The organism is Corallococcus terminator, from assembly GCF_049194865.1.
Taxonomy (GTDB): domain Bacteria; phylum Myxococcota; class Myxococcia; order Myxococcales; family Myxococcaceae; genus Myxococcus; species Myxococcus terminator_A.
Genome location: NZ_JBLZWL010000006.1, coordinates 1 through 21,215 on the forward strand (window position 1 = coordinate 1; position 21,215 = coordinate 21,215).

At 69.0% G+C, this 21,215-nt stretch carries 14 protein-coding genes; 10 read left to right on the top strand and 4 right to left on the bottom strand.

Annotation, left to right across the window (positions count from 1 at the left end):
- Both ACN469_RS05680 and ACN469_RS05685 read left to right on the top strand, forming a co-directional pair.
- Positions 1 to 719, top strand: a 719-nt coding sequence (locus tag ACN469_RS05680; RefSeq protein ID WP_498764913.1) for a phosphatase PAP2 family protein, incomplete at its 5' end; no start/stop codon positions are given.
- Positions 720 to 733: 14 nt separating this feature from the next.
- Positions 734 to 1,960 (top strand): dienelactone hydrolase family protein, encoded by a 1,227-nt coding sequence (locus ACN469_RS05685; RefSeq protein ID WP_498764915.1) that lies wholly within the window; start codon positions 734 to 736, stop codon positions 1,958 to 1,960.
- Between the two features lie 6 nt (positions 1,961 to 1,966).
- Here the strand turns inward: ACN469_RS05685 and ACN469_RS05690 are convergent, their stop codons facing one another.
- Complete coding sequence (locus ACN469_RS05690) at positions 1,967 to 2,884, bottom strand: metallophosphoesterase family protein (protein ID WP_498764958.1); 918 nt, start codon at positions 2,882 to 2,884, stop codon at positions 1,967 to 1,969.
- Between the two features lie 468 nt (positions 2,885 to 3,352).
- Here ACN469_RS05690 and ACN469_RS05695 point away from each other — a divergent pair, with 468 nt between their 5' ends.
- From ACN469_RS05695 to ACN469_RS05720, 6 genes are all read left to right on the top strand, one after another.
- Positions 3,353 to 4,405, top strand: a complete 1,053-nt coding sequence (locus ACN469_RS05695; protein ID WP_498764917.1) for a C39 family peptidase — start codon at positions 3,353 to 3,355, stop codon at positions 4,403 to 4,405.
- A 59-nt stretch (positions 4,406 to 4,464) separates the two neighbouring features.
- The gene (locus ACN469_RS05700) at positions 4,465 to 5,262 is read left to right on the top strand and encodes a sigma-70 family RNA polymerase sigma factor (RefSeq protein WP_498764919.1); all 798 of its coding nucleotides are present in this window, start codon (positions 4,465 to 4,467) and stop codon (positions 5,260 to 5,262) included.
- Between the two features lie 4 nt (positions 5,263 to 5,266).
- Entirely contained in the window at positions 5,267 to 8,251 is a 2,985-nt protein-coding gene (locus tag ACN469_RS05705) for a tetratricopeptide repeat protein (protein ID WP_498764921.1), read from the top strand.
- A 75-nt stretch (positions 8,252 to 8,326) separates the two neighbouring features.
- Positions 8,327 to 8,875 carry a hypothetical protein gene (locus tag ACN469_RS05710; protein ID WP_498764923.1) on the top strand — a complete coding sequence of 183 codons (549 nt, stop codon included), beginning with the start codon at positions 8,327 to 8,329 and terminating at the stop codon, positions 8,873 to 8,875.
- Between the two features lie 117 nt (positions 8,876 to 8,992).
- Positions 8,993 to 9,493, top strand: coding sequence for a M67 family metallopeptidase (locus ACN469_RS05715; RefSeq protein WP_498764925.1), 501 nt, complete (start codon positions 8,993 to 8,995; stop codon positions 9,491 to 9,493).
- A 102-nt stretch (positions 9,494 to 9,595) separates the two neighbouring features.
- Complete coding sequence (locus tag ACN469_RS05720) at positions 9,596 to 10,414, top strand: hypothetical protein (protein WP_498764927.1); 819 nt, start codon at positions 9,596 to 9,598, stop codon at positions 10,412 to 10,414.
- 75 nt (positions 10,415 to 10,489) lie between these two features.
- On the opposite strand, the gene ACN469_RS05725 is transcribed toward ACN469_RS05720, so the two are convergent.
- Complete coding sequence (locus ACN469_RS05725) at positions 10,490 to 13,435, bottom strand: choice-of-anchor D domain-containing protein (RefSeq protein ID WP_498764929.1); 2,946 nt, start codon at positions 13,433 to 13,435, stop codon at positions 10,490 to 10,492.
- A gap of 261 nt (positions 13,436 to 13,696) precedes the next feature.
- Positions 13,697 to 14,602 (bottom strand): DMT family transporter, encoded by a 906-nt coding sequence (locus ACN469_RS05730; protein WP_498764931.1) that lies wholly within the window; start codon positions 14,600 to 14,602, stop codon positions 13,697 to 13,699.
- A 178-nt stretch (positions 14,603 to 14,780) separates the two neighbouring features.
- On the opposite strand from ACN469_RS05730, the gene uvrA reads away from it, so the two are divergent.
- Both uvrA and ACN469_RS05740 read left to right on the top strand, forming a co-directional pair.
- The gene (gene uvrA, locus ACN469_RS05735) at positions 14,781 to 17,681 is read left to right on the top strand and encodes an excinuclease ABC subunit UvrA (RefSeq protein WP_498764933.1); all 2,901 of its coding nucleotides are present in this window, start codon (positions 14,781 to 14,783) and stop codon (positions 17,679 to 17,681) included.
- A 467-nt stretch (positions 17,682 to 18,148) separates the two neighbouring features.
- Positions 18,149 to 19,597, top strand: a complete 1,449-nt coding sequence (locus ACN469_RS05740) for a POT family MFS transporter (protein ID WP_498764935.1) — start codon at positions 18,149 to 18,151, stop codon at positions 19,595 to 19,597.
- A 107-nt stretch (positions 19,598 to 19,704) separates the two neighbouring features.
- Here the strand turns inward: ACN469_RS05740 and ACN469_RS05745 are convergent, their stop codons facing one another.
- Positions 19,705 to 21,096, bottom strand: a complete 1,392-nt coding sequence (locus ACN469_RS05745) for a peptide MFS transporter (protein ID WP_498764937.1) — start codon at positions 21,094 to 21,096, stop codon at positions 19,705 to 19,707.
- Between the last annotated feature and the right edge of the window lie 119 nt (positions 21,097 to 21,215).

Sequence of the window (21,215 nt, forward strand, 5' to 3'; positions counted from 1 at the left end):
ACGACCTGGCGCCAGCGACGTGTCGCTGGTGCGACCGGGCACCCGATGGGACGGACACCCTCAACCGGGTGGACCGCTGGGGCCGGGGGCTCGCGGGAGACACGGAGGCGTCGCGGCACCGGGCTGCGACGTGGAGCAACATCCTGGGCTTCGGCGTGCTGCCGGCCGGAGTGATGGGGCTCCAGTTCGCGATGGGGCGCGCCTCCGACAGCCCGGACCGATTCTTCGCCCAGGACGCGACCATCATCCTGGAGAGCGCCATGCTGGCGACGCTGGCCAACCAGACGGTGAAGTTCATCGCCGGCCGCGAGCGGCCCTTCGTCCACGTGCTGCCGGAGGACCAGAAGGGCCTCACCGAGCATCCGAGCGACAACAACCTGTCGTTCTATAGCGGACACACCAGCCTGGCCTTCTCGCTGGTGGTGTCCGCCGGCACGGTGGCCGCGCTGCGCGGCTACGAGCATCAGGGGTGGATCTGGGCGGTGGGGATACCGCTGGCGACGTCCGTGGGCCTGCTGCGCATGGGCGCGGACAAGCACTACCTCACCGACGTGGCCACCGGGGCCGTGCTGGGCGCGGCCTTCGGCGTGGCGGTGCCCCTCTTGCTGCACGGGCGCACCGGCACCGTGGAGACCAAGGCCTCCCGTGGAAGCTCTTCCGCCGCCCGGTTGATGCCCGTCGCCGGCGCGCGCATGGCAGGCATCTCGGGCATCTTCTGAGCTCCCTCTCGCAAGTGGGATGGCCCCCCGCGCGAGCACCGCGCCTCGCGTGGCTCGGAGGACTGCTCGCGCTGTTGCTCGTGACGGGCTGCCAGTCCGCGAGCAGGTTCGCGCCCACGTATCTGCTGGTCCCTCCGGAGCCGGTGGCGGTGACGCCGCCCCTGTGGGGCCCGCTCGAAGCGGGGCCCTGGAACGTGGGGCTGCGCGTGCGACCCATCCCCCCGGACACGGCGGACGCGTCCGCGCTCCAGCTCACCCTCTGGTATCCCGCGCGCGGCGGAGACCCGGCGCTCCGCGTGCACTACCGCGACTATGTGGGGCTCACCAGCACCGAGGAACACCCCGAGGCCACGGGCGACGCACGCCTCGCGAACGACGCCGTGACGCGCTACGAGCAGAGCCTCGTCGACCACGGCGTTCCCGAGGAGAGCACCAGCGCCTGGCTCGACTCGCCCATGGCCGCCGTGCCCGATGCGCCGCCCGCGCCGGGCCGCTTCCCGCTCGTGCTGGTGGCCCAGGGGCGCGACCAGTCCGCCCATCATCAGGCCGTGCTGGCGGAGTACCTGGCGAGCCATGGCTACATCGTGGCGACCACGCCCTCAACGACGCGGCGCGCGCCTCCGGGTCCAGACCTGGAGGTGCTCGCCACCGCGCGAGCCCAGGCGCATGCGCTCGAGCGCACGCTGCGCTTCCTCCAGTCGGACAGCCGCATCGATGCCTCACGTGTGGCGGTGGTGGGACACAGCCTGGGCGCTCGCGCCGCGTTCCTCTTCGTGCTCGCGCATCCCGAGTCCGCCGCCCTGGTGAGCCTGGACGGAGGCATCGCGAACCAGGCGGGCAAGGACTGGCTGACGGGCCTGACGGAGTTCCACCCGGACCGCTACCGCGTCCCGCTGCTCCACATCCATCAGGAGGGGGATGCCGCGATGGTGCCCGACTTCGGGTTGCTGGAGTCACTGCGTGGCGCTGAGCGCTGGCGGCTTCGCATCGGGGGGATGAGGCACCTGGACTTCACCAGCGTGGGCGCGGCCTCGGTGCTGGCCCCGGGCCTGGCGCCAGCGGCGTCCTCGGAGGGCATCGCCCGGGGCTGGGCCACGATGGCGAGCGCCACACGCCAGTTCCTGGAGACGAACGTGCGACGCAGGCCGAGCATCCCCGGAGCGCCGCCCCCTCCGCCGAGCATCCTCGCGACACCGGACGAGCAGTGGTCCCTGTCGTACTGGGACGTGGGACAGCCCTGAGCGGCGCTACATCGCGCCGACTGGAGCGTCATCCCCGTTCGAATCGCTCTCCACGGGAATGGGCGGCAGCGCCGACATGTCCCAGCGTTGGCCAGCCTCCCACGCCACCTGACCGGAGGTGCCCCACCCCACGCGCTGGACGGTGGTGCCCTCGTACTCCAGCCAGAAGACCGACTCTTCCGGCCGGGTGGCCTGGTCCAGACAGGCGATGCGCGTCGCGGGCCGCCCGGTGCCCTCCAGCGTCACCGCGAAGGACTTGTGCGAGTGGCCACACAGCAGCCACTTCGGCTGCACCGTGTCCACCAGGCGCCGCGTCACCGCGTTCCCAATCCAGTACGAAGGCAGGGGCCGAGGCGGCGTGGGGTTCTCCTCCCGGGCTCGCTGGACGATGCCTCGGGGCCACTCGTGGACCAGCATCACGTCCACGTCACGAAGCGCCATCACCCGCTCCACCTCCGCCGCGCGGAAGTACCCCGCCTGCTTCATGAGGTCCTGGGTGATGGGGCGCTTCAAGGGCTGGTCGATGAAACGCGGCGCGTTGATGCCGGAGAGGTAGGCCACGCGAAGCCCGCACAGCTCTCGCACGCCGGCGCGGCCTAGATAGGAGACGCCCGGCGCCAGCTCGCCTCCGTCCAGGAAGTCGTGCAGCGCCTCGAAGTCCTCGTTGTTGCCGCCGATGAAGTACAGCGGTCGCTTCACGCGGCGGAGGCCGTCGGCGTACTCGGCGAACTCCGCGGGCATGGTCCGCTTGGCGGCCTTGCGGCGATGGTCATCCGCGCGACGGAACGCCTCCACGTCGCCTACCGCCAGCACCATTCCCACGCGCCGGCCACGCGACTCCTCCAGCGCGTCCAACCACGTCTCCACGCGGTGGAAGCGACCGTGGACGTCACCCAGGGCAGCAACCAAGAGGGGCTCCGGCATCGCGACCGAAAGGGTGCACCCGCTCATCCACCCTGTCGAGTCATCCGTGCCCCGGGGGACCGACCGCTGATTGAAAACCCACACTTCGGGGCAAGTGCCCCGCGAGCCGGGCCTCCGGCCCCAGGCCCAATCACAGACACAATCAATATCTCAAACATCCCTCCACCAGGGAGACGGGGCCTGGGGAATTAGTGGCTCAATCTTCCTCAAAAAAACCACAACCCACTGGATTCACATGACTTTCCCATTCGACCCAGCGCTTCGGGGCGTCGTGAGAAACCTCACGAACACACGAAACAATTATTCGCACTTTATCGACAAACACTCCAAACGCTCTCAGCGGAGTATGAAATGACCATCCGTTCCCTCCCGCACCCTCTCGCCGCGCGCCCTGTGCGGAAGCCTTCCCACGACACGTCGACTCCTTCGGGAAGGACCCCCGCCGGACAACCTGCACCGAGGCATCGCATGGATTCCTTCGATGCCCAGGGGCCGGCCCCGCGCAAGGAGGCGCTCCGCGATGCGACGGGACGAGAGAAGCTCAAGGACCTCCAGGCCGCGCTTCAGCAGCGAGCCCTTCGTGAGGCGCTCAACGACCCCGGCCGCGCCGAGCAGCTCGAGCAGCTTGGCGCCGCGGTCCAGCGGAACGAGGCTCGTGAGCTGGGCGAACAGCTGGCCGCGGCGCTGCGCAGCAGGACGGAGCCCACCTCGACCACCGACTGGCAGGTACAACCCGGTGACACCGTGGGCGACATCGCGTGGAGCCTGATGCAGCAGGGCGTCCCCGGCTCCGTCGAGGACATCGCGAGGCAGATCGTCGAGCTCAATGGCCTGGAGAATCCGGACCTCATCCACGCCGGGAGCACGCTCCGGGTGCCCGCGCCTCCGACGAGCCCCGAGGGCGTCCCCTCACCCGGCGTTCCTCCCCGGGACTCCGCGCCTCCGACACCGGGCTCCACGCCCCCCACCTCCTCCACGCCAGGCGAGCGCTACCCCGTGCCGTACATCAACCAGATCACCTCCAATGGCACCGAGGACGACTGGAACCGCTTCTCCAACTGCGGCCCCACGACGATGGCGATGATTCTCAAGGGCTACGGACTCGGTGAAGGCATGTCCGACGGCGCCTTCATCAACCAGCTCGCCAACTCCATCGGCATGGGCGGGGAAGGCACCGGCTACGTCGGCATCGAGCAGATGGCGGCGAACCAGGGCCTCACCGCGGAGACCCGCGCCGGCTCCGATACCGCGTGGATTCAGCAACAGCTCGAAGCGGGCAACCTCGTCGCCGTCAACGGCGAGAGCAGCGTCATGCTCGCCAACGAGCAGCCACCCAACGCCTCCGGCAACTTCTCCGGCGGCCACTGGATTGCCGTGACGGGCATGACGCCCGAGGGCAACTTCATCGTCCACGACCCGTCCAGCACCTGCCGCGTGCTGTCTCCGGAGCAGCTCTCCCGCTTCCTCGCCGAGCACCACGCGGGCGGCTTCGCCACGGCCATCCATCCGCCACAGGGGTGATTCGACGCGGTACGTCGTCCCTCCGGCGCGCCCCCATGGGTCTGGAACAGGAGCCAGCGTTGTACACTTCCACGGGCATGGACCCACCCCGCCCCGACGAGGACGTGTACCTCAGGGCCAGCTCCGCCTGGCCTGGCGTGGTGCTGAAGCGGGAGGTCTTCCTCTCCCACCTGAGCGCGCGCGGCGGGACGACCCCGGTCCGCCACGTGGAAGACCTGTACCTCGCCTGTGCCTGTGCGGGCGGACTCCCGGCGGCGCTCGCCCTCTTCGAGCGTCACCTCCTCCCCGCCGCGCGTCAGGCCCTGACGCGAAGAAACATGGCCCCGGACGTGGTGGACGAAGCAATGCAGCGACTGCGCGAACGACTGCTGCTTCCCCGCGAGGCAGCCCCACCCCGTCTGGCGGAATACGACGGGCGCGGGCCCCTGGAGACCTGGGTCCGCACCGTCGCCCTGCGGCTCGCGCTCACGGAGCTGCGTGAGCGCGCCGCACGCCCCATGCCCCTCGAAGAAGCGCTGCTGCCCATCCAGGACGCCTCCTTCGCCGCGCTGAAGCACCGCCACCACGCGGACATCGAGGCGTCCATCGCCACCGCGCTCGCTTCGATGGAGCTTCGTGAGCGCGCCTTCCTCCGACTTCACCTCGTGGAGAACGTGGGCGTGGAGGACATCGGCCGCGTGCACGGCGTGAGTCGAGCCACGATGACGCGGTGGCTCAAGGCCGCGCGGGACACGCTCACCGAGCGGACCCACGAGGAGCTGCGACGGAGACTGAAGGTCGAAGACTCCGAACTGGACAGTCTGGCCCGCAGCCTCCTGAGCGGGCTGGACTTGAGCGTGAGGCACCTGCTGCGCTGAGACCATGGACTGCCCCGACGAGAACACCCTCCTGGCGTACTGCGAGCGCGCCCTCGGGCTCGCCCAGGCGCAGGCCGTGGAGGAGCACCTGGACGGCTGCTCGGCGTGCCTCGCGTTGGTGGGTGAAGCGGCCCGGGGCCCCGCGCGCACCACGCTGCTGGACGTGCCCGGAGCGAAGCCCGGCACCGACAAGCCGACTGCTCCCGCGACCTCGCCCGCGCGAGGAACCCAGCTGGGCCGCTATGTGGTCCTGGGCCGCGTGGGCGCCGGAGGCATGGGGGTGGTGCTGAGCGCCTATGACCCGAGGCTGGACCGCAGGGTCGCCCTCAAGCTGGTGCGCGCGCTGGATGGCGCGGGCGCTCGAGAGCTGGAGCAACGCCTGCTTCGCGAGGCCCAGGCCGTGGCCCGGCTCTCCCACCCTCACGTCATCACCGTCTTCGACGTGGGCACCGTGGACGGCCGGCTCTTCATGGCCATGGAGTTCGTCGAGGGCCCCACGCTGCGCAAGTGGCTCAAGGACGCACCCCGCACGTGGCAGCAGGTGCTGCACCTGTTCAAGCAGGCGGGCCAGGGCCTCGCGGCGGCCCATGCCGCGCAGCTCATCCACCGCGACTTCAAGCCCGACAACGTGCTCGTCGATGGCCAGGGCCGCGCTCGCGTGATGGACTTCGGGCTCGCCCGGCTCCAGGGCACCCCACCTCTCCTGCCCACGCCTCCGCGCGCGGACGTGCCCGACGATGACGCGGCGCCGCTGACGCGCACGGGCTCGCTGATGGGAACCCCGGCCTACATTCCGCCCGAGCAATGGGGCGGCGAGCCCATGGATGCCCGAGGGGACCAGTTCAGCTTCTGCGTCGCCCTGTACGAAGCCCTCTTCCGCATCCGCCCCTTCGCCAAGGGCCACCCTCCAGACTTCCAGCACCTCCAGACGCCCGAGCACGACACGGACGTCCCCGCGTGGGTGCGCCGCGTGGTGCTGCGCGGCCTCAGCGTCTCGCCCTCGGACCGCTACGCCTCAATGGATGCGCTCCTGGAGGACCTCGCGAAGGACCCGGCCCGTCGGCGGACGCGGCTGCTCGCCACCGTGTGCGCCGTCGCCGGAGTGTCGGCCCTCGCCGCCCTGCCATGGCTGCGCGCCGAGCCCGCGCCCTGCACCGGCGCCAGCGCGCGCCTCGCCCCGGTGTGGAGCACCTCCCGTGAGGCCAAGGTGCGCGCGGCGATGCTCGCCACGGGCGCCTCCCTGGCGGGCTCCACCATGGACGCGGTGGCGCGAAACCTCTCCGCCTACGCGCGTGCCTGGGAGGCCGGCTACACCGAGACGTGCGAGGCCACGCGCGTGCGCCACGAGCAACCGGAGAACGTGCTCGCGCTGCGCATGGCCTGCCTGGACTCCCGTCGCCAATCCCTTGACGTCCTCGCTGACATGTTGGAGCGGGCGGATGCGGCCCTGGTGCAGAAGGCCGCCGAGGCCTCGCTGCGACTTCCCGCCGTCTCGGACTGCTCGCGCGTGGAGTCCATTCTCTCCCTCGCGCCCGAGCCCCAGGCCCCCGCCGCTCGCGCGCGGATGGAGCAGGCCCGACTGCGCCTGTCGCGAGCGCAGGTGTTGCTGGAGACGGGGCGCTACGCGCAGGGCAAGACAGAGGCCACGGCCGCGCTGGAGGAGGCCCGTGCGCTCGGCTACCGCCCGCTGGAGGCGGAGGTGCTGCATGTCTCGGGCTGGCTGGAGCACCGGCTCGCCCGGAACGAAGAGGCAGAGCGCTCCTGGACCGAGGCCGTGCGGGCCGCGCTCGCCGGACGCCATGACGTGCTGGCCCTCCGCGCGGCGACGGACCTGGTCTTCGTCATCGGCTACGAGCTGGAGGACATGAAGCGCGGGCTGGAGCAGGCCGCCCAGTCACGGGCGCTGATGGAGCGCGTGGGCTCGGATGACGAGAGCGCGGCCCGGCTGGAGAACAACCTGGGCCTGGTGTACTTCGGCGAAGGCCAGCTCCCCCAGTCCCTGGAGCACTACCAGCGCGCCCTCGGCCTGCGCGAGCGAGCCCTGGGCCCCGAGCACCTCGACACCGCCAAGGTCCTCACCAACCTCGCGCTCGTGCGCACGCGACAGGGCAGCCCGGGTGACGCCGTCTCGCTCTACGAGCGGGCCCTCGCCATCCAGCGACGCCAGCTGGGCCCCGGCCATCCCGTGATCGCCAACACCCTCATCCTCCTGGGGGATGCCCGCCGACTGCTGGAGGGTCCCGAGGCCGCGGTCACCTTCTACGAGCAGGCCCTCGCGCTTCGCGCAGGCACGCTCGGGGACACGCACCTGGACACCATCCGCCTCCACAATGACCTGGGGCGGCTTCACGAACAGCTCGAGCGCTTCGACCAGGCCCGGACCCACCACGAGCAGGCCCTGGTGCTGACGGCGCGCGCCTTCGGCGAGGAGCATGCGGAGTACGCCAGGTCCCTCCAGTCCCTGGCCTCGCTCGAGGACCGACAGGGCCACTTCGTCGCGGCGCTGCAGGGGTATGACCGGACGCTGGCGCTGCAAGCCCGGCTGCTCGGGGAGAAGGACGCCGCCACGTTGCGCACGCGGGAGGAGCGCGCGGCCGTGCTGCGCAAGGCAGGCCGCGCGCGGGAGGCGCTGGTGGAGGTGCAAGCGGTGCTTGCTCGCAAGGAGGCGGATGGCGGGCCGCGTCAGCCCCGGCTCGTCACGTCGCTCGTGGAGCTGGCCCGCACGTGGCTGGAGTTGAAGCAGCCCGAGCACGCCCGCGTCGCCGCTCAGCGCGCGCTCGACATCATCCAGCCGCTGGGGTGGAGCCCCACTCGAAGGGCGGAGCTCCAGTTCACGCTGGCCCAGGCCCTCTGGGACACGGAGTCCTCACGGGCGCAGGCGCTCGCGCTCGCCGACGAGGCCCTCGCCGCCTTCACCTCCGCGGGCAAAGCCAAACAGGCCCAGGCCCGCGAGGTGGCCCTCTGGAAAGAATCGCATTCCAGACAATGAGCGCCCATCGGCAACTCTCTCCTCGGATTCCTGGAGAATGAAGCAACGTTGATTTCCGGAGTCAGGAGCCCGCTCATGTCGTCTCCCTTGCGTCACGCGGCGAGCGCGCTGCGTCATCTCGCCATCGCGGTGCGGCCCCGCCCGGAGCCCTCCCAGCCAGCCGGGGTCCGGCAGACCGGCACAGCCACCTCTGCCCCGCTCCAACAGGCGCTCAAGGGCCACTCGACGTTCGAGCCCTTGGCGGCGGCGCGCGGCGCGCGGGGGGGAGACCCCAGCGCGGATGACGGCAGTCCCACCAGCCCGCGCCCCTCCGGGGGACCCCCGGCGCTGTCGTCAGGGGCGGCCTCGGCGCTGTCCAAGATTCGCCGCATCCTCGAGCGACTCTTCCCGAGTGTCTTCCCGCCCCCAGGCACGGCGCGCTCCGACCCGAGCGCCGACCCCGACAGCCCCAGCAGCAGCCGGGGCATGGCGAACGGGGAGAATGACAGCTACCAACAAGCCGTCCGCGCGGGTCCGCAGCGGCTTGCGTCCCGCAAGACGCCCGACTGCGGCGCGGACGACTCGAGCCCCCAGAGCGCGAAGGGCTCGGGGCACCGAGACACACCGGGACAGATCCTCCGCTGAGCCCTCCCGACTCCTCCAAGGAGGGGCTCGGAGGAGTCAGTGCCCGCAGAGCAGTCAGCCTGCAACCGGGGGGCGTCGGTTTGAATCCGGCAGGGGCGTCGCACCTTTCATCTACACATGCCCCCTCCGTCAGCACCCCACCCCGCCCTGTCAGCCGGCGCACTGGCGGCGATCTACGCGCACGCGCGACGGGAGTATCCGCGCGAGTGCTGTGGAGTCGTCAGGGGACCGCGCGGCCAGGCCACCGCTGATCAGGTGACGGCCTGCGAGAACATCCAGGATCGCCTGCACGCCGAGAATCCAGCGCGGTTCATCCGAACCGCGCGCACGGCATACAACCTGGACGCGCGCGACATCCTCGCGCTGCGGGAGAGCCTGGGCGGTGATTCCCCGGCCCGCATCGTCTACCACTCGCATGTCGACGCCGGCTCGTACTTCAGCGAGGCCGACCAGGCGGTCGCTCAACGCAACGGCGAGCCGACCTACCCGGTCGAGTACGTCGTCGTCGACATCCGGGCCGATGGACCGCGCGGCGCCACGCAGTTCGCGTGGGATGCCGGCCAACGAAAATTCCTCGAGGTGGGTGCGTATGTCTGCCCCCTCGAAAGGACCTCCTAGCCGGGGCGACTCCGTCAGACGGAGCAAGTCACGTTCGGGGCGACGGGACTCGAACCAGGCATGGCAGCCACGGCTGCCACTCCAGGAAAGGCCAGGTCGACCATGGGATGTTCATGCGCAGATTCCGACTCCACGCACCGCGCCGAAAAGCAGGTCGCCGACCTGCTCGGGTCGATGGGCCTGAAGGAGGTCATCGAGCAGGGCCGGGAGGTCATCGCGGAGGCGGGGAGGAGCTTGGGGCACTTGAATCGGTTCGACCGGGCCAGGGGGCTGGGCTTTGAAGGCGAGGTCGCCAGGATTCACCATGACGCCGCGGTGCGGTCCAACCACCGTGCGCAAGAGCAGGCCAAGACGGTCATCGACCGCATCAACCATGTGCTCGATGACGAAGGCTGGAGGAGCACCCACCTCGAGAGAGTGCGCGCGGCCTTCAAGGAGCGCGGTGGCGCGAAGAAGCTCGAGGACATGCGGGCCGACGTCCGGCTTCACCTGCTCAACGATGAACCGGGACTCAGCGCCTCCATGGCGGAGCTCTCGTTGTCCACGCTCGACGCCGCCATCAAGTCGGCCGCGGAAGGAGACCTGACCCACGTCGTCGGGCACCTGCGCGGAGTCATGGAGCACTGTCTGCGCGGGTTCCAGTCGCCAGACATGGGGCGCCAGTCGGTCGGTCTCGAGTTGCACGAGAAAGGACAAGGCTCCGACAAAGAGCCACCACCCATTGGAGGGGGCGCGGACACGGGCTGGTGCATTGCCCTGTACGCCTGTCTTTCCTGGGCCTGGTCCTCGTTCGTCTTCTCCATGCTGTGCTGCAACGCCATCCCCTTCTGCTGGTGTTGCATCGCGCCGGCCATCTTCGCCGCCACCCTCCTGCACACGTTCCTTTGCGTCGACCAGTTCGAGCGACGGTGCAACGCGTAGCGAAGCCCCTGACGCGAAACGCCGCGCTTCCCCCGGAGGTGGAGCGCGGCGCCGTCACTGCCTCGCGAGCAATTCCTAGTTGCAGCCCAGCGGGTACGTCACCTCCACCAGCGAGCCCGGCGCGGGTGCGGCGTCACGGTCGAAGATGACGGTGTTGGTGCGCGCGTCGTAGTGCCAGCCGGACGTCACCTCCACGCCATCCACCTGGACGACGATGCGCGTCGAGTCGGCGGGCACCTCGGTCAGCGGGAAGTTGCGGTTGGGGCCGAAGGCGCTGTTGGAGAGCTTCTCCAGCGACGCGGCCCAGTTCGGCGTGCAGATGCTCTCCGCCACGCCGCCCGTCGCGTTCGCGAGCTGGATGTAGCGACTGCCGGAGCTGCTCGACGTCGGGCAGGTGGCCAGGTCCATGGGGCCGACAATCGCGTTGATGCTGAGCTTGGACTTGTCGTTGCCCTTCAGCGCCAGGAAGTACGTCTCGTAGAAGGACACCGGCTGCGAGCTGAAGTCCTCCTCGTCCGACAGGAAGATGATGGCCAGCTTCGCCTCCTCGCGAAGGAAGCCACCGTTGCCGTCGTTGGGCAGCGGGGTGCGGCTGTCATCCTGGTTGTAGAGCAGCGGGTCCGACAGGGCGCGGTGCGCCGCGTCCAGGCCCTGCTCGTTCCAGTGACACACGCCCACCTGCGTGTTGGCGGCGAACACCCCCGCCGCGTCGGGCGTCTCCGGGGTGATGATGCGGGGCCGCGAGCCGTCCACCGGGAACAGGCGCCCGTTCTCTCCACCCTGCGCGCCACCAGGACACTCGGACCAGCCACCCGGGGACGCGTCCAACCCCGTCGTGGTGACGCCGATGCGGTAGTCCACCGCCGCCGCGCTCGCCGCGCTCAGGAAGGCCGCGAAGTTCTGCCCCAGGCTCTGCTGCTCCTCCATCATCGAGCCGGAGTTATCCACCACGAAGAGGACGTCCACCTTCGCCTTCGACTCCTGGAAGAAGCGGTCCGTCTGCTCCGCCTTCGTCACGCCCCGGCCCACCAGGCCCGCCGTGTACTCGCCGCCATCCTCCAGCCGGAAGCGCACCGCCGCCGCGTCATCTCCGTCATCCACCGGCGTGTAGCGCGCCGTCAGCCTCACCCGAGCGCCCGGCGCAATCGTCGCCGGGAAGGGGTTGGCCGACGTCACCTCGAACTCGCTGCCCGTCTGCTCCAGCTCCATGCCGGAGACCTTCACGGGCCCGATGCACTCGTTGATGGCCACGAGCTCCCGCGTGCGCGGGCCACACGACAGCTTGGTGATGCCGAAGTCCACCGTGGTGGGCTGCACCGCGAAGCAGCCCTTCACGCCCTCGCCCACGAGCGTCACCAGCGGATGGCCCAGCGACGGGTGGTTCACCCACGCCTCCGCGAGCCCCTCGAAGGGGCCCTCCGCCTCCGGCTTGAAGCGCACGACGAGCGTGGTCTTCTGGTTGGGGAGCAGCACCCCGTTGGGCACGGCCGTGGCGGAGAAGGACGGGTCCGAGCCCGCCACCAGCTGCATGGACGCCAGGTAGCACGCCTCCGTGCCGGTGTTGCGCAGCGACACACCCAGCGACACCTCCGCCCCCACCGGCACCTTGCCGAAGCGAAGCTGCTGCGGCAGCGCGTACTGGCAGGGCTTGAACGCGCGGCCCTCGCCCTTCAGCGACACCGCCTCCGTGGATGTCATGCTCCCCGCGCGCACCGTGACGGCGAGCTGGCCTTCACTGACACCCGCCGCGCCCACGCGAGGGCTGAACGTCACGCCCACGAAGGCCGACTGGCCGGAGGGCACCGTCACGCTGGCCGGCGCCTGCGCCAGGGTGAAGTAGCCGCCCTGCGCCGTGTCCAGCCGCAGGTTGTTGACGAGCACGCTGTCGCGGCAGCGGTTGACGACCTCCACCGAGCGCGTCGCCGTCATCCCCTCCGCCACCACGCCGAAGTCCACCTTGCGCGGCAGCACCGCCACGCACGACGTGCCACCCTCGCCCGTCAGCGACACCTTGGGGCCCGGCGCGGAGGAGCCCTGCTCCCGCACTCCCACTTCCACCCGGCCATCTCCCGCCCGCCCCAGCACCACGGGCGTGAAGGCCACGCGAATCTCCACGCTGGCGCTGGGCGCCAGCATGCCGCCGCTCAGCACCGGCTCGCTCACCACGCGGTAGACACCACCGGGGTTCGTCTGCAGCTCGACGCCCGACCAGCGCAGCGGCTCCGTGCCCTGGTTGCGCACGGTGATGGACTGCTCCGCGCTGGCCCCCAGCGCCACGCGCCCGAAGTCCAGTCGCAGCGGCGTTATCTCCAGCTTGGAGGCCACGCCCATGCCCTTGAGCGGCACCACGGCCGGCTCACAGCCCTCGCACACGACGACGCGCAGCTCCGCCGCCGCCGAGCCCAGCCGCCGGGGCGCGAAGGCCACCGACAGCACCCGCTGCTCACCCGGCGCCAGCATCTCCGGCTCGCCGCGCTCCGCGGTGAACTGGTCCGCGTCCGCGCCCTGGACGGACACCCCCAGCGGCGTGTCCACGTCCGACGTGTTGCGCACCGTCAGCTGCCGCATCTCCACGAAGCCCATGGCCACGTTGCCGAAGTCCAGCTCCGTGTCCGGCACCTCCAGGAAGGCCTTCACGCCCCGCCCGGACACCGGCACCTCGCCCCGCGAGTCCGCGTCGGTGATGAGCTCCAGCGAGCCCTGCACCGAGCCCTCGACGTCGGGCTTGAAGTGGACCTCGATTTCGCGCTCCGCGCCCGCGCCCAACGTAAAAGGCTCGAACGGCGGCACCGACACATTCGGAATGCTGGAGAGGGCGCCTTCCACGCGGTACGCGGCGCGGCCACCGTTGGTCAGCTTCAGCTTGAAGCTCTTCGTCCTGCCCAGCGCCGCGGCGCCGAAGTCGATGGTCTCGGGACGCACCAGGAAGGCGCTCTTCGCGCGCTGCGACGACGGGCGCTCACAGCCCATCCCCAGGACCAACGCCGCCGCCACCCACGCCACCCAAAACACACGTCGCATTCCAGCCTCCCCACGACTTCCCCGAGCCCGGACCCGCGAGATCTCGTACCGCGCGATTCCGGCGGAGGGGGCGCTCTGCAACCCGAGTGCCCGATCATGGAGGGGTGACGAAGTCCACCGGCCAACGTGGCAAGCCTTGGGCCTGCTTGGGAAACGGAGTTCCCCGCGGTGGGAACGACATTTCCTCGTGCGCGGGTGGGACTGGAATTCTTTCAGGAACGGCGGGTAGCAATCAGGAGAAACCGGACCCCCACCCGCTGCTCAGCTCGCGGTGCGGGCCGGCGTCGAGCGCCAGCGCTCCAGCATTCCCGTGCCCCAGAGCACACCCACCATGCACACCAGGGCACCCGTCACGGCCAGCGGCGAGACGGCCTCGCCCAACAGCACCGCGCCCAGCACCCACGAGAAGACGGGCGTGAGCTGGGTGGCGACCCCGCCGGCCACCGCGGTGACGTAGCCAAACGCATACGTGAAGGTCATCTGCGCCACCACGGAGGACAAACCCACGCCCAGGAGAGGAAGAACGACATCCCAGCCGAGCGGCCTCCAGTCGTGCAACGCGAAGGGCAGGCTGAAGAGCAGCCCGAAGAGACAGAAGGAGAGGAAGACGGTGGCCGAGTCCGTCTCGTGGCGCAGCGCGCGCACCACGACGACGGCCGCGCCGCCCAGCACCGCCGAGCCCATGCCCGCCCACGCGCCCAGCCCCAGGGACAGCGACACGCCGCCGCCCATCGTGCTCCACATGACGAGCCCCGCGCCCACCGTGGTCAGCACCAGCCCCACCAGCAGCGCCCCCGTCACCCGCTCCTTCAGGAAGGCCCATCCAATGATGGCCGCGTAGATGGGCCAGCACGCGTTGAGCAGCACCGCGGGGCCCACCGTCATCCGGTCGATGGCGACGAAGTACAGATAGACGGCCGCGCCTCCGAAGACGCCCCGGAGCACCCACAGATGCAGGCGACCGAAGCGCGGCCGGCGGCCCAGCGCCGGGTAGTAGACGGCGAGGAAGAGCAGGCCGATGAGGAAGCGGCCGGTCGCCACCTGCCCCGGCGACAGGCGGCCGGAGAGCAGGCGGGTACACAGCGCCATCACCGCGAACAGCACGCTCGTGAAGACGAGCAGCGGCGCGCCGCGGTAGCGCACGGGGAGGACCCAGCGGGGTGTCATGGAGAGCGCCCCCTCTATCGGATTCCCCACCCGTCCTCCAGTGGTCCCCAGTCGGTCGCCAGGTCTCCGGCCCGGGCGGGAGTGTGGGAGCAACGCCGCGCGTTGACGACCATCTGCCCACCCTCACGAGTTTTCCCGCTACCGGAACACTTATTCAGTGGTAGATCGCCCGCCCATCATGTCCGAGCCCGACGTCATTTCCCTCCGAGGCGCCAAGGAGCACAACCTCAAGAACGTCTCCCTGGACATCCCGAAGAAGAAGCTCGTCGTCTTCACGGGAGTCTCAGGCTCCGGCAAGAGCTCGCTCGCCTTCGACACGCTCTACGCGGAAGGTCAGCGACGCTATGTCGAGAGTCTCTCCGCCTATGCCCGCCAGTTCCTCGGGCAGATGGAGAAGCCCAAGTACGACACCATCCGTGGCCTGTCGCCCACCATCTCCATCGAGCAGAAGGCGGCGAGCAACAACCCGCGCTCGACGGTGGGCACCGTCACCGAGGTGCACGACTACCTGCGCGTCCTCTATGCCTCCATCGGCGTGCAGCACTGCCCCAGCTGCGGACGCAAGGTGGGCAAGCAGAGCGCGCAGCAGATCGTCGATGAAATCCTGAAGATGCCCGCGGGCAGCAAGCTGCAGGTGCTGGCGCCGCTCGTCACCAACCGCAAGGGCGAGCACAAGGACCTGCTCACCGAGGCGCAGAAGCGCGGCTTCTCCCGCGCGCGCATCGACGGGAAGCTCAAGAGCCTGGAGGAGCGCGTCGAGCTGGACAAGAAGTCCAAGCACGACATCGAGCTGGTCATCGACCGGCTGGTGCTCAAGCCGGACATCAAGACGCGGCTCACCGACTCGGTGGAGACGGCGCTGCGCGAGGGCAAGGGCACCCTCATCATCACCGACGAGGCAGGCGCGTCCACGTCGGACCGGGTGATGAGCGAGCTGAACGCGTGCCCCGCCTGCGGCATCTCCTTTGGAGATTTGACGCCCGCGTCGTTCTCCTTCAACAACCCGCTGGGCATGTGCACGGACTGCAACGGCCTGGGCACCCGGCCGGAGATGGACCCGGACCTCATCGTCCCGGACGCGTCGCGCAGCATCCGCGACGGTGCCATCGAGCCCTGGGCCAGCGGCATGAATCGCGGCGAGGGCTGGACGGCGGACTTCGTGGAGAGCCTGGCCAAGGCGTTCAAGATTGACCTGGACGTGCCCTACGGGAAGCTGTCCAAGCGCGAGCGCGACACGCTGATGAACGGCGGCAAGGGAAAGAGCTTCACCGTCGAGTGGGGCGAGGGCGGCGAGTACAAGATGGAGTGGGAGGGCCTGGTCGAGCGCTTGATGCGCAACTTCAAGACCACGACGTCCGAGGCCCGGCGCACCGAGCTGCAGAAGTACTTCAGCAACAAGCCCTGCCCCACCTGCGCGGGCGAGCGCCTGAAGCCGGAGAGCCGCGCGGTGAAGGTGCACGGGCACTCGATTGTCGCCCTGAGCCGGCTGACCATCTCCGACGCGCTCGGGTTCCTGGGCGAGCTGGGGTTGACGGCGCAGGAGCGGAAGATCGCCACGGAGCTCTTGAAGGAGATTCGCAGCCGCCTGTCCTTCCTGGTCGACGTGGGCCTGGGCTACCTGATGCTGGACCGCACCGCGTCCACGCTGTCGGGCGGCGAGAGCCAGCGCATCCGGCTGGCGTCGCAGATGGGCAGCGAGCTGACGGGCGTCATCTACATCCTGGATGAGCCCTCCATCGGCCTGCACCAGCGCGACAACGGCAAGCTCTTGACGACGCTCAAGCGCCTGCGGGATTTGGGCAACTCCGTCATCGTCGTGGAGCACGACGAGGAGACGATGGAGGAGGCGGACTGGCTGGTGGACTTCGGCCCGGGCGCCGGTGAGTTGGGGGGCGAGGTGGTGTCCCAGGGCACGCCGAAGCAGGTGATGGCGGACGAGAACAGCACCACGGGCGGCTACCTGTCCGGGCGGCTGGAGATTGAAATCCCCGAGGAGCGCCGCGCGCTCAATCCCAAGCACCAGCTGGTGATTCAGGGGGCGAAGGAGAACAACCTGCGCGACGTGGACGCGGTGATTCCGCTGGGCGTCTTCACCGCCGTCACCGGCGTGTCGGGCGCCGGCAAGTCCACGCTCATCAACGAGATTCTCTACCCCGCGCTCGCCAAGCACCTCTACGACAGCCGCGAGTCCCCCGGGAAGCACAAGGCCGTGCTGGGCTTCGAGCACCTGGACAAGGTCATCGACATCGACCAGCGCCCCATCGGCCGCACCCCGCGCAGCAACCCCGCCACGTACACCAAGCTGTTCGACGCCATCCGCGACGTGTTCGCGATGACGCCGGAGGCGCGCACGTTCGGCTACGGCCCGGGCCGCTTCAGCTTCAACGTCAAGGGTGGCCGCTGCGAGTCGTGCGAGGGCGACGGCGTCAAGCTGGTGGAGATGCACTTCCTGGCGGACGTGTACGTGCCCTGCGAGGTGTGCGCCGGCAAGCGCTTCAACGAGGCGACGCTGCGCGTGCGCTACAAGGGGAAGAACATCGCGGAGACGCTCGACATGAGCGTGCGCGAGGCCATGGAGCACTTCTCCGCGCACAAGGACATCAAGCGCGTGCTCCAGACGCTGGGTGACGTGGGCCTGGGCTACATCCGCCTGGGACAGCCCTCCCCTACCCTGTCCGGCGGCGAGGCCCAGCGAATCAAGCTGGCCCGGGAGTTGGCGCGAGTGGCCACCGGCCGCACGCTCTACATCCTGGACGAGCCCACCACCGGCCTGCACTTCGAGGACATCCGCAAGCTCTTGTCCGTGCTCAACCGGCTGGTGGCCGCGGGCAACAGCGTGCTCGTCATCGAGCACAACCTGGATGTCATCAAGAGCGCTGACTGGCTCATCGACATGGGCCCCGAGGGCGGCGCGGGCGGCGGCCAGGTGCTCGCCGTGGGCACGCCGGAGAGCGTCGCCAAAGTGCCGGGCAGCCACACCGGCCGCTACCTGGCGCACGTGCTGGGCAAGTCACGGCGCGCGCGCGTCGGAAAGCGCGTGGACGGCTCGACGCCCTTGAAGCACGGCGCGCTGGGCTGACCACTCCAGCCGCTTCCAGGACATGGAGCGGGGGGCAGGGGTGCCTTCATTCACCCCAACCCCCCGTCCACCTTGGAGGAAGCTTTCACAGGAGGGGTCTGAGCCGCGAAATCAGTTTCAACCGTGTGTCTCATTCTAGAGCCCTATCAATTCCTGTCAAACCAGCCCAGACCGCTTAAGGTGTATCAATAAAGACGCACTCCCACCGGAACGCGGCGTTGGGCAGACAAGAGATTTCCGGTGCGACTGCGCCGCGGGCGTGAGGCGACGAGCCCGCACCGGGTGAAGGCAGGCGGACCGTGAGGCCGTCTGGAGGCCGCTCCGGTCGTGGAGGAGAAGACCGCCCGCCTGGACGTGAGGTTGCGTCATGAGGGGCTTCGGTGGAGTCCGGGCCTCGCGTTGGGTAGGGTTGGGCCCCTTGTCATCTTGGAGCCCCCACCTTTCTCCACCAGGGAGCACCCCGTCTCATGGCTGAGAGTCCCGCCGCGCAGAACAACAAGTTCCCGCCGCAGATACCGTTCATCATCGGCAACGAGGCGTGTGAGCGCTTCAGCTTCTACGGGATGCGGAACATCCTCGTGGTGTTCCTCATCGATTACCTGCTGCGCAACGCGGTGCCAGACAACGGGCTGAGGGAGTCCCAGGCGAAGAGCCTGATGCACTCCTTCATGGCGGGCGTGTACTTCTTCCCGCTCATCGGCGGCTATCTCGCGGACCGGTTCTTCGGGAAGTTCCGCACCATCCTCTGGCTCAGCATCGTCTACTGCATCGGCCACGCGTGTCTGGCGGTGTTCGAGCACAGCGCCGCGGGCTTCTACACGGGCCTGGCGCTCATCGCCGTGGGCAGCGGCGGAATCAAACCGTGTGTCGCGGCGATGGTGGGCGACCAGTTCAACGAGTCCAACAGCCACCTGGTGAAGAAGGTCTTCGCCATCTTCTACTGGACCATCAACTTCGGCTCGTTCTTCGCGTCGCTGTTCATCCCGCTGCTGCTGAAGAACTTCGGGCCGTCGGTGGCGTTCGGCATCCCCGGGGCGCTGATGTTCATCGCGACCATCATCTTCTGGGCGGGCCGGCGCCACTACGTGCTGGTGCCGCCGACGGGTGCCAATCCGCACTCGTTCTTGAAGGTGGTCGGCAGCGCGATTCGCAACCAGGGCCAGGGCGGCGGGCACTGGCTGGATGGAGCCAAGAGCCAGCATCCGTCCGAGTCGGTGGAGGGCGTGAAGGCGGTGTTCCGCGTCAGTGGGCTGATGCTGCCCTTCGTGCCGTTCTTCTGGATGTTGTTCGACCAGAAGGCGTCCACGTGGGTGGTGCAGGCGCGCTCCATGGACCTGAACATCCTGGGCTTCACCTTCCAGCCCAGCCAGATGCAGTTCGTCAACCCGCTGCTGGTGATGTTGCTCATCCCCTTCCTGACGGCGGTGGTGTACCCGCTGTTCCAGCGCACCGGCTGGGAGCTGACGCCGCTGCGCCGCATGCCGCTGGGGCTCGTCTTCGGCGCGGTGTCGTTCATCATCGCGGGCTTCTTCCAGGTGACGATGGAAGGCGGCACGGTGCTGAACATCTCCTGGCAGATTCTCCCGTACGTGGTGCTGACGCTGGGCGAAATCCTCATGTCCACCACGGGCCTGGAGTTCGCGTACACGCAGGCGCCCCGGGAGATGAAGGGCACCATCCAGAGCGTGTGGCTGGTGACGAACACGCTGGCGAACGTGGCGGTGGCCATCGCCGCGGCGCTCAACGTCTTCTCCGGCTCCGGCCAGTTCTTCTTCTACGCGGGCATGGCGCTCATCGCCGCCGTGGGCATGGCGCTCGTCGCCCGCCGCTACGTGGTGCGCGACTACTTCCAGACGTCCGCGCCCCTCCCGACGGAAGAGCGCACCGCCGCCGGAATCTCCGCCCGGTCGGCCTGAGAAAGAGCAACGCCGGAGCCCTCGAATCTCAAGAGGAGCTCCGGCGTCAGGTGCTTCACCGAAGAGGCGCGCTTCCCGTCAAGGAGCGCGCCTCTCGTCGTTTCGACTCAGGCCGCTGCCACCGACGAGCCGCCGGAGGTCTGCTCTCCCGGGGGCGAGGCGGGCTTCACCTCGTCCGTGCCGTGCATCATCCGCTTCAGGATGGGTGCCACGACGAGGAGGATGGCGCCGGAGATGCCGGTGCCGATGCTGATGTAGAGGAACACGTCGAACTCGCCCAGCTTCTCCGAGTAGGCACCGATGACGCCGGAGAGCTTGTTGGCCGCCGCGTTCGCCAGGAACCACACGCCCATCATCGCGGAGACGATGCGCTGGGGCGCCACCTTCGTCACCATGGACAGGCCCACCGGCGACAAGCACAGCTCGCCCATGGTGTGGAACAGGTACGCCAGGATGACCCAGTACGCCGCCGCCTTGCCCGCGGCCTCGCTCTGGTTGGACGCGCCCAGCATGAAGAGGAAGCCGGTGGACAGGAAGACGAGCCCCATGCCCATCTTCACCGGGATGCTCGGGTCCTTTCCGCGCGCGGCCAGCCAGCCCCACAGCCCCGCGAACACCGGCGCCAGCAGCACGATGAACGCCGAGTTGAAGTTCTGGAACCACGTCGTGGGCACCTCGAAGCCCAGCATGTTCCGGTCGACCTTCTCGTTCGTGTAGAGGTTCATCAGGCCGCCGGCCTGCTCGAAGCCCGTCCAGAACGCGACGACGAAGATGGCGATGATGAAGATGACGACGATGCGGTCGATTTCGTCGCGGCCGAAGCCCTTCTTCTCCGCCGTGCCACTGGCGCGCTCCGCCAACGACGGCTTCACCGGCGCCAGGCCCACCGGGCCCAGGAGCTTCTTCTGGAAGAAGAGGAACGCGAGGAGGCCCAGGAACATGCCCACGCCCGCGGAGCCGAAGCCCCAGTGCCAGCCAATCTTCTCGCCCAGGGTGCCGCAGATGAAGTTGCCCAGCACCGCGCCCAGGTTGATGCCCATGTAGAAGATGGTGAAGGCACCATCCCGGCGACCGTCACCCGGCGCGTACAGCCCACCCACCATGGTGGAGATGTTCGGCTTGAAGAAGCCGTTGCCGACGATGAGGAAGCCCAGGCCCACGTAGAACATCGTCACGTTGGGTAGCGCCAGGACCAGGTGGCCGATCATCATCAGCGTGCCACCGAGCACCACCGCCTTGCGCTGCCCGATGAACTTGTCAGCGATGAAGCCGCCGACGATGGGCGTCAGATACACCAGGCCGGTGTACGTCCCGTACAGGCTGAGCGCTTCGCCCGTGGTCCACCCGAAACCACCGTTGACCTTGCTCGTGAGGAAGAGGACGAGCAGGCCTCGCATGCCGTAATACGACATGCGCTCCCACATCTCGGTGAAGAACAGGAGATACAACCCTCGCGGGTGCCCCTGGCGGGCAGCGCCCGCGGCTACGGTTCCTTGCATGCCGTGGTTTCCTTCGCTTCTGTGGTCGGGTGTGACTGAAAGAGCACTTGACTGTAGCAGACAGCGCAACAGCCATGCGCAAGTGGACAACAGGGGCGGCCGAGAATTCCCCAGCCCCC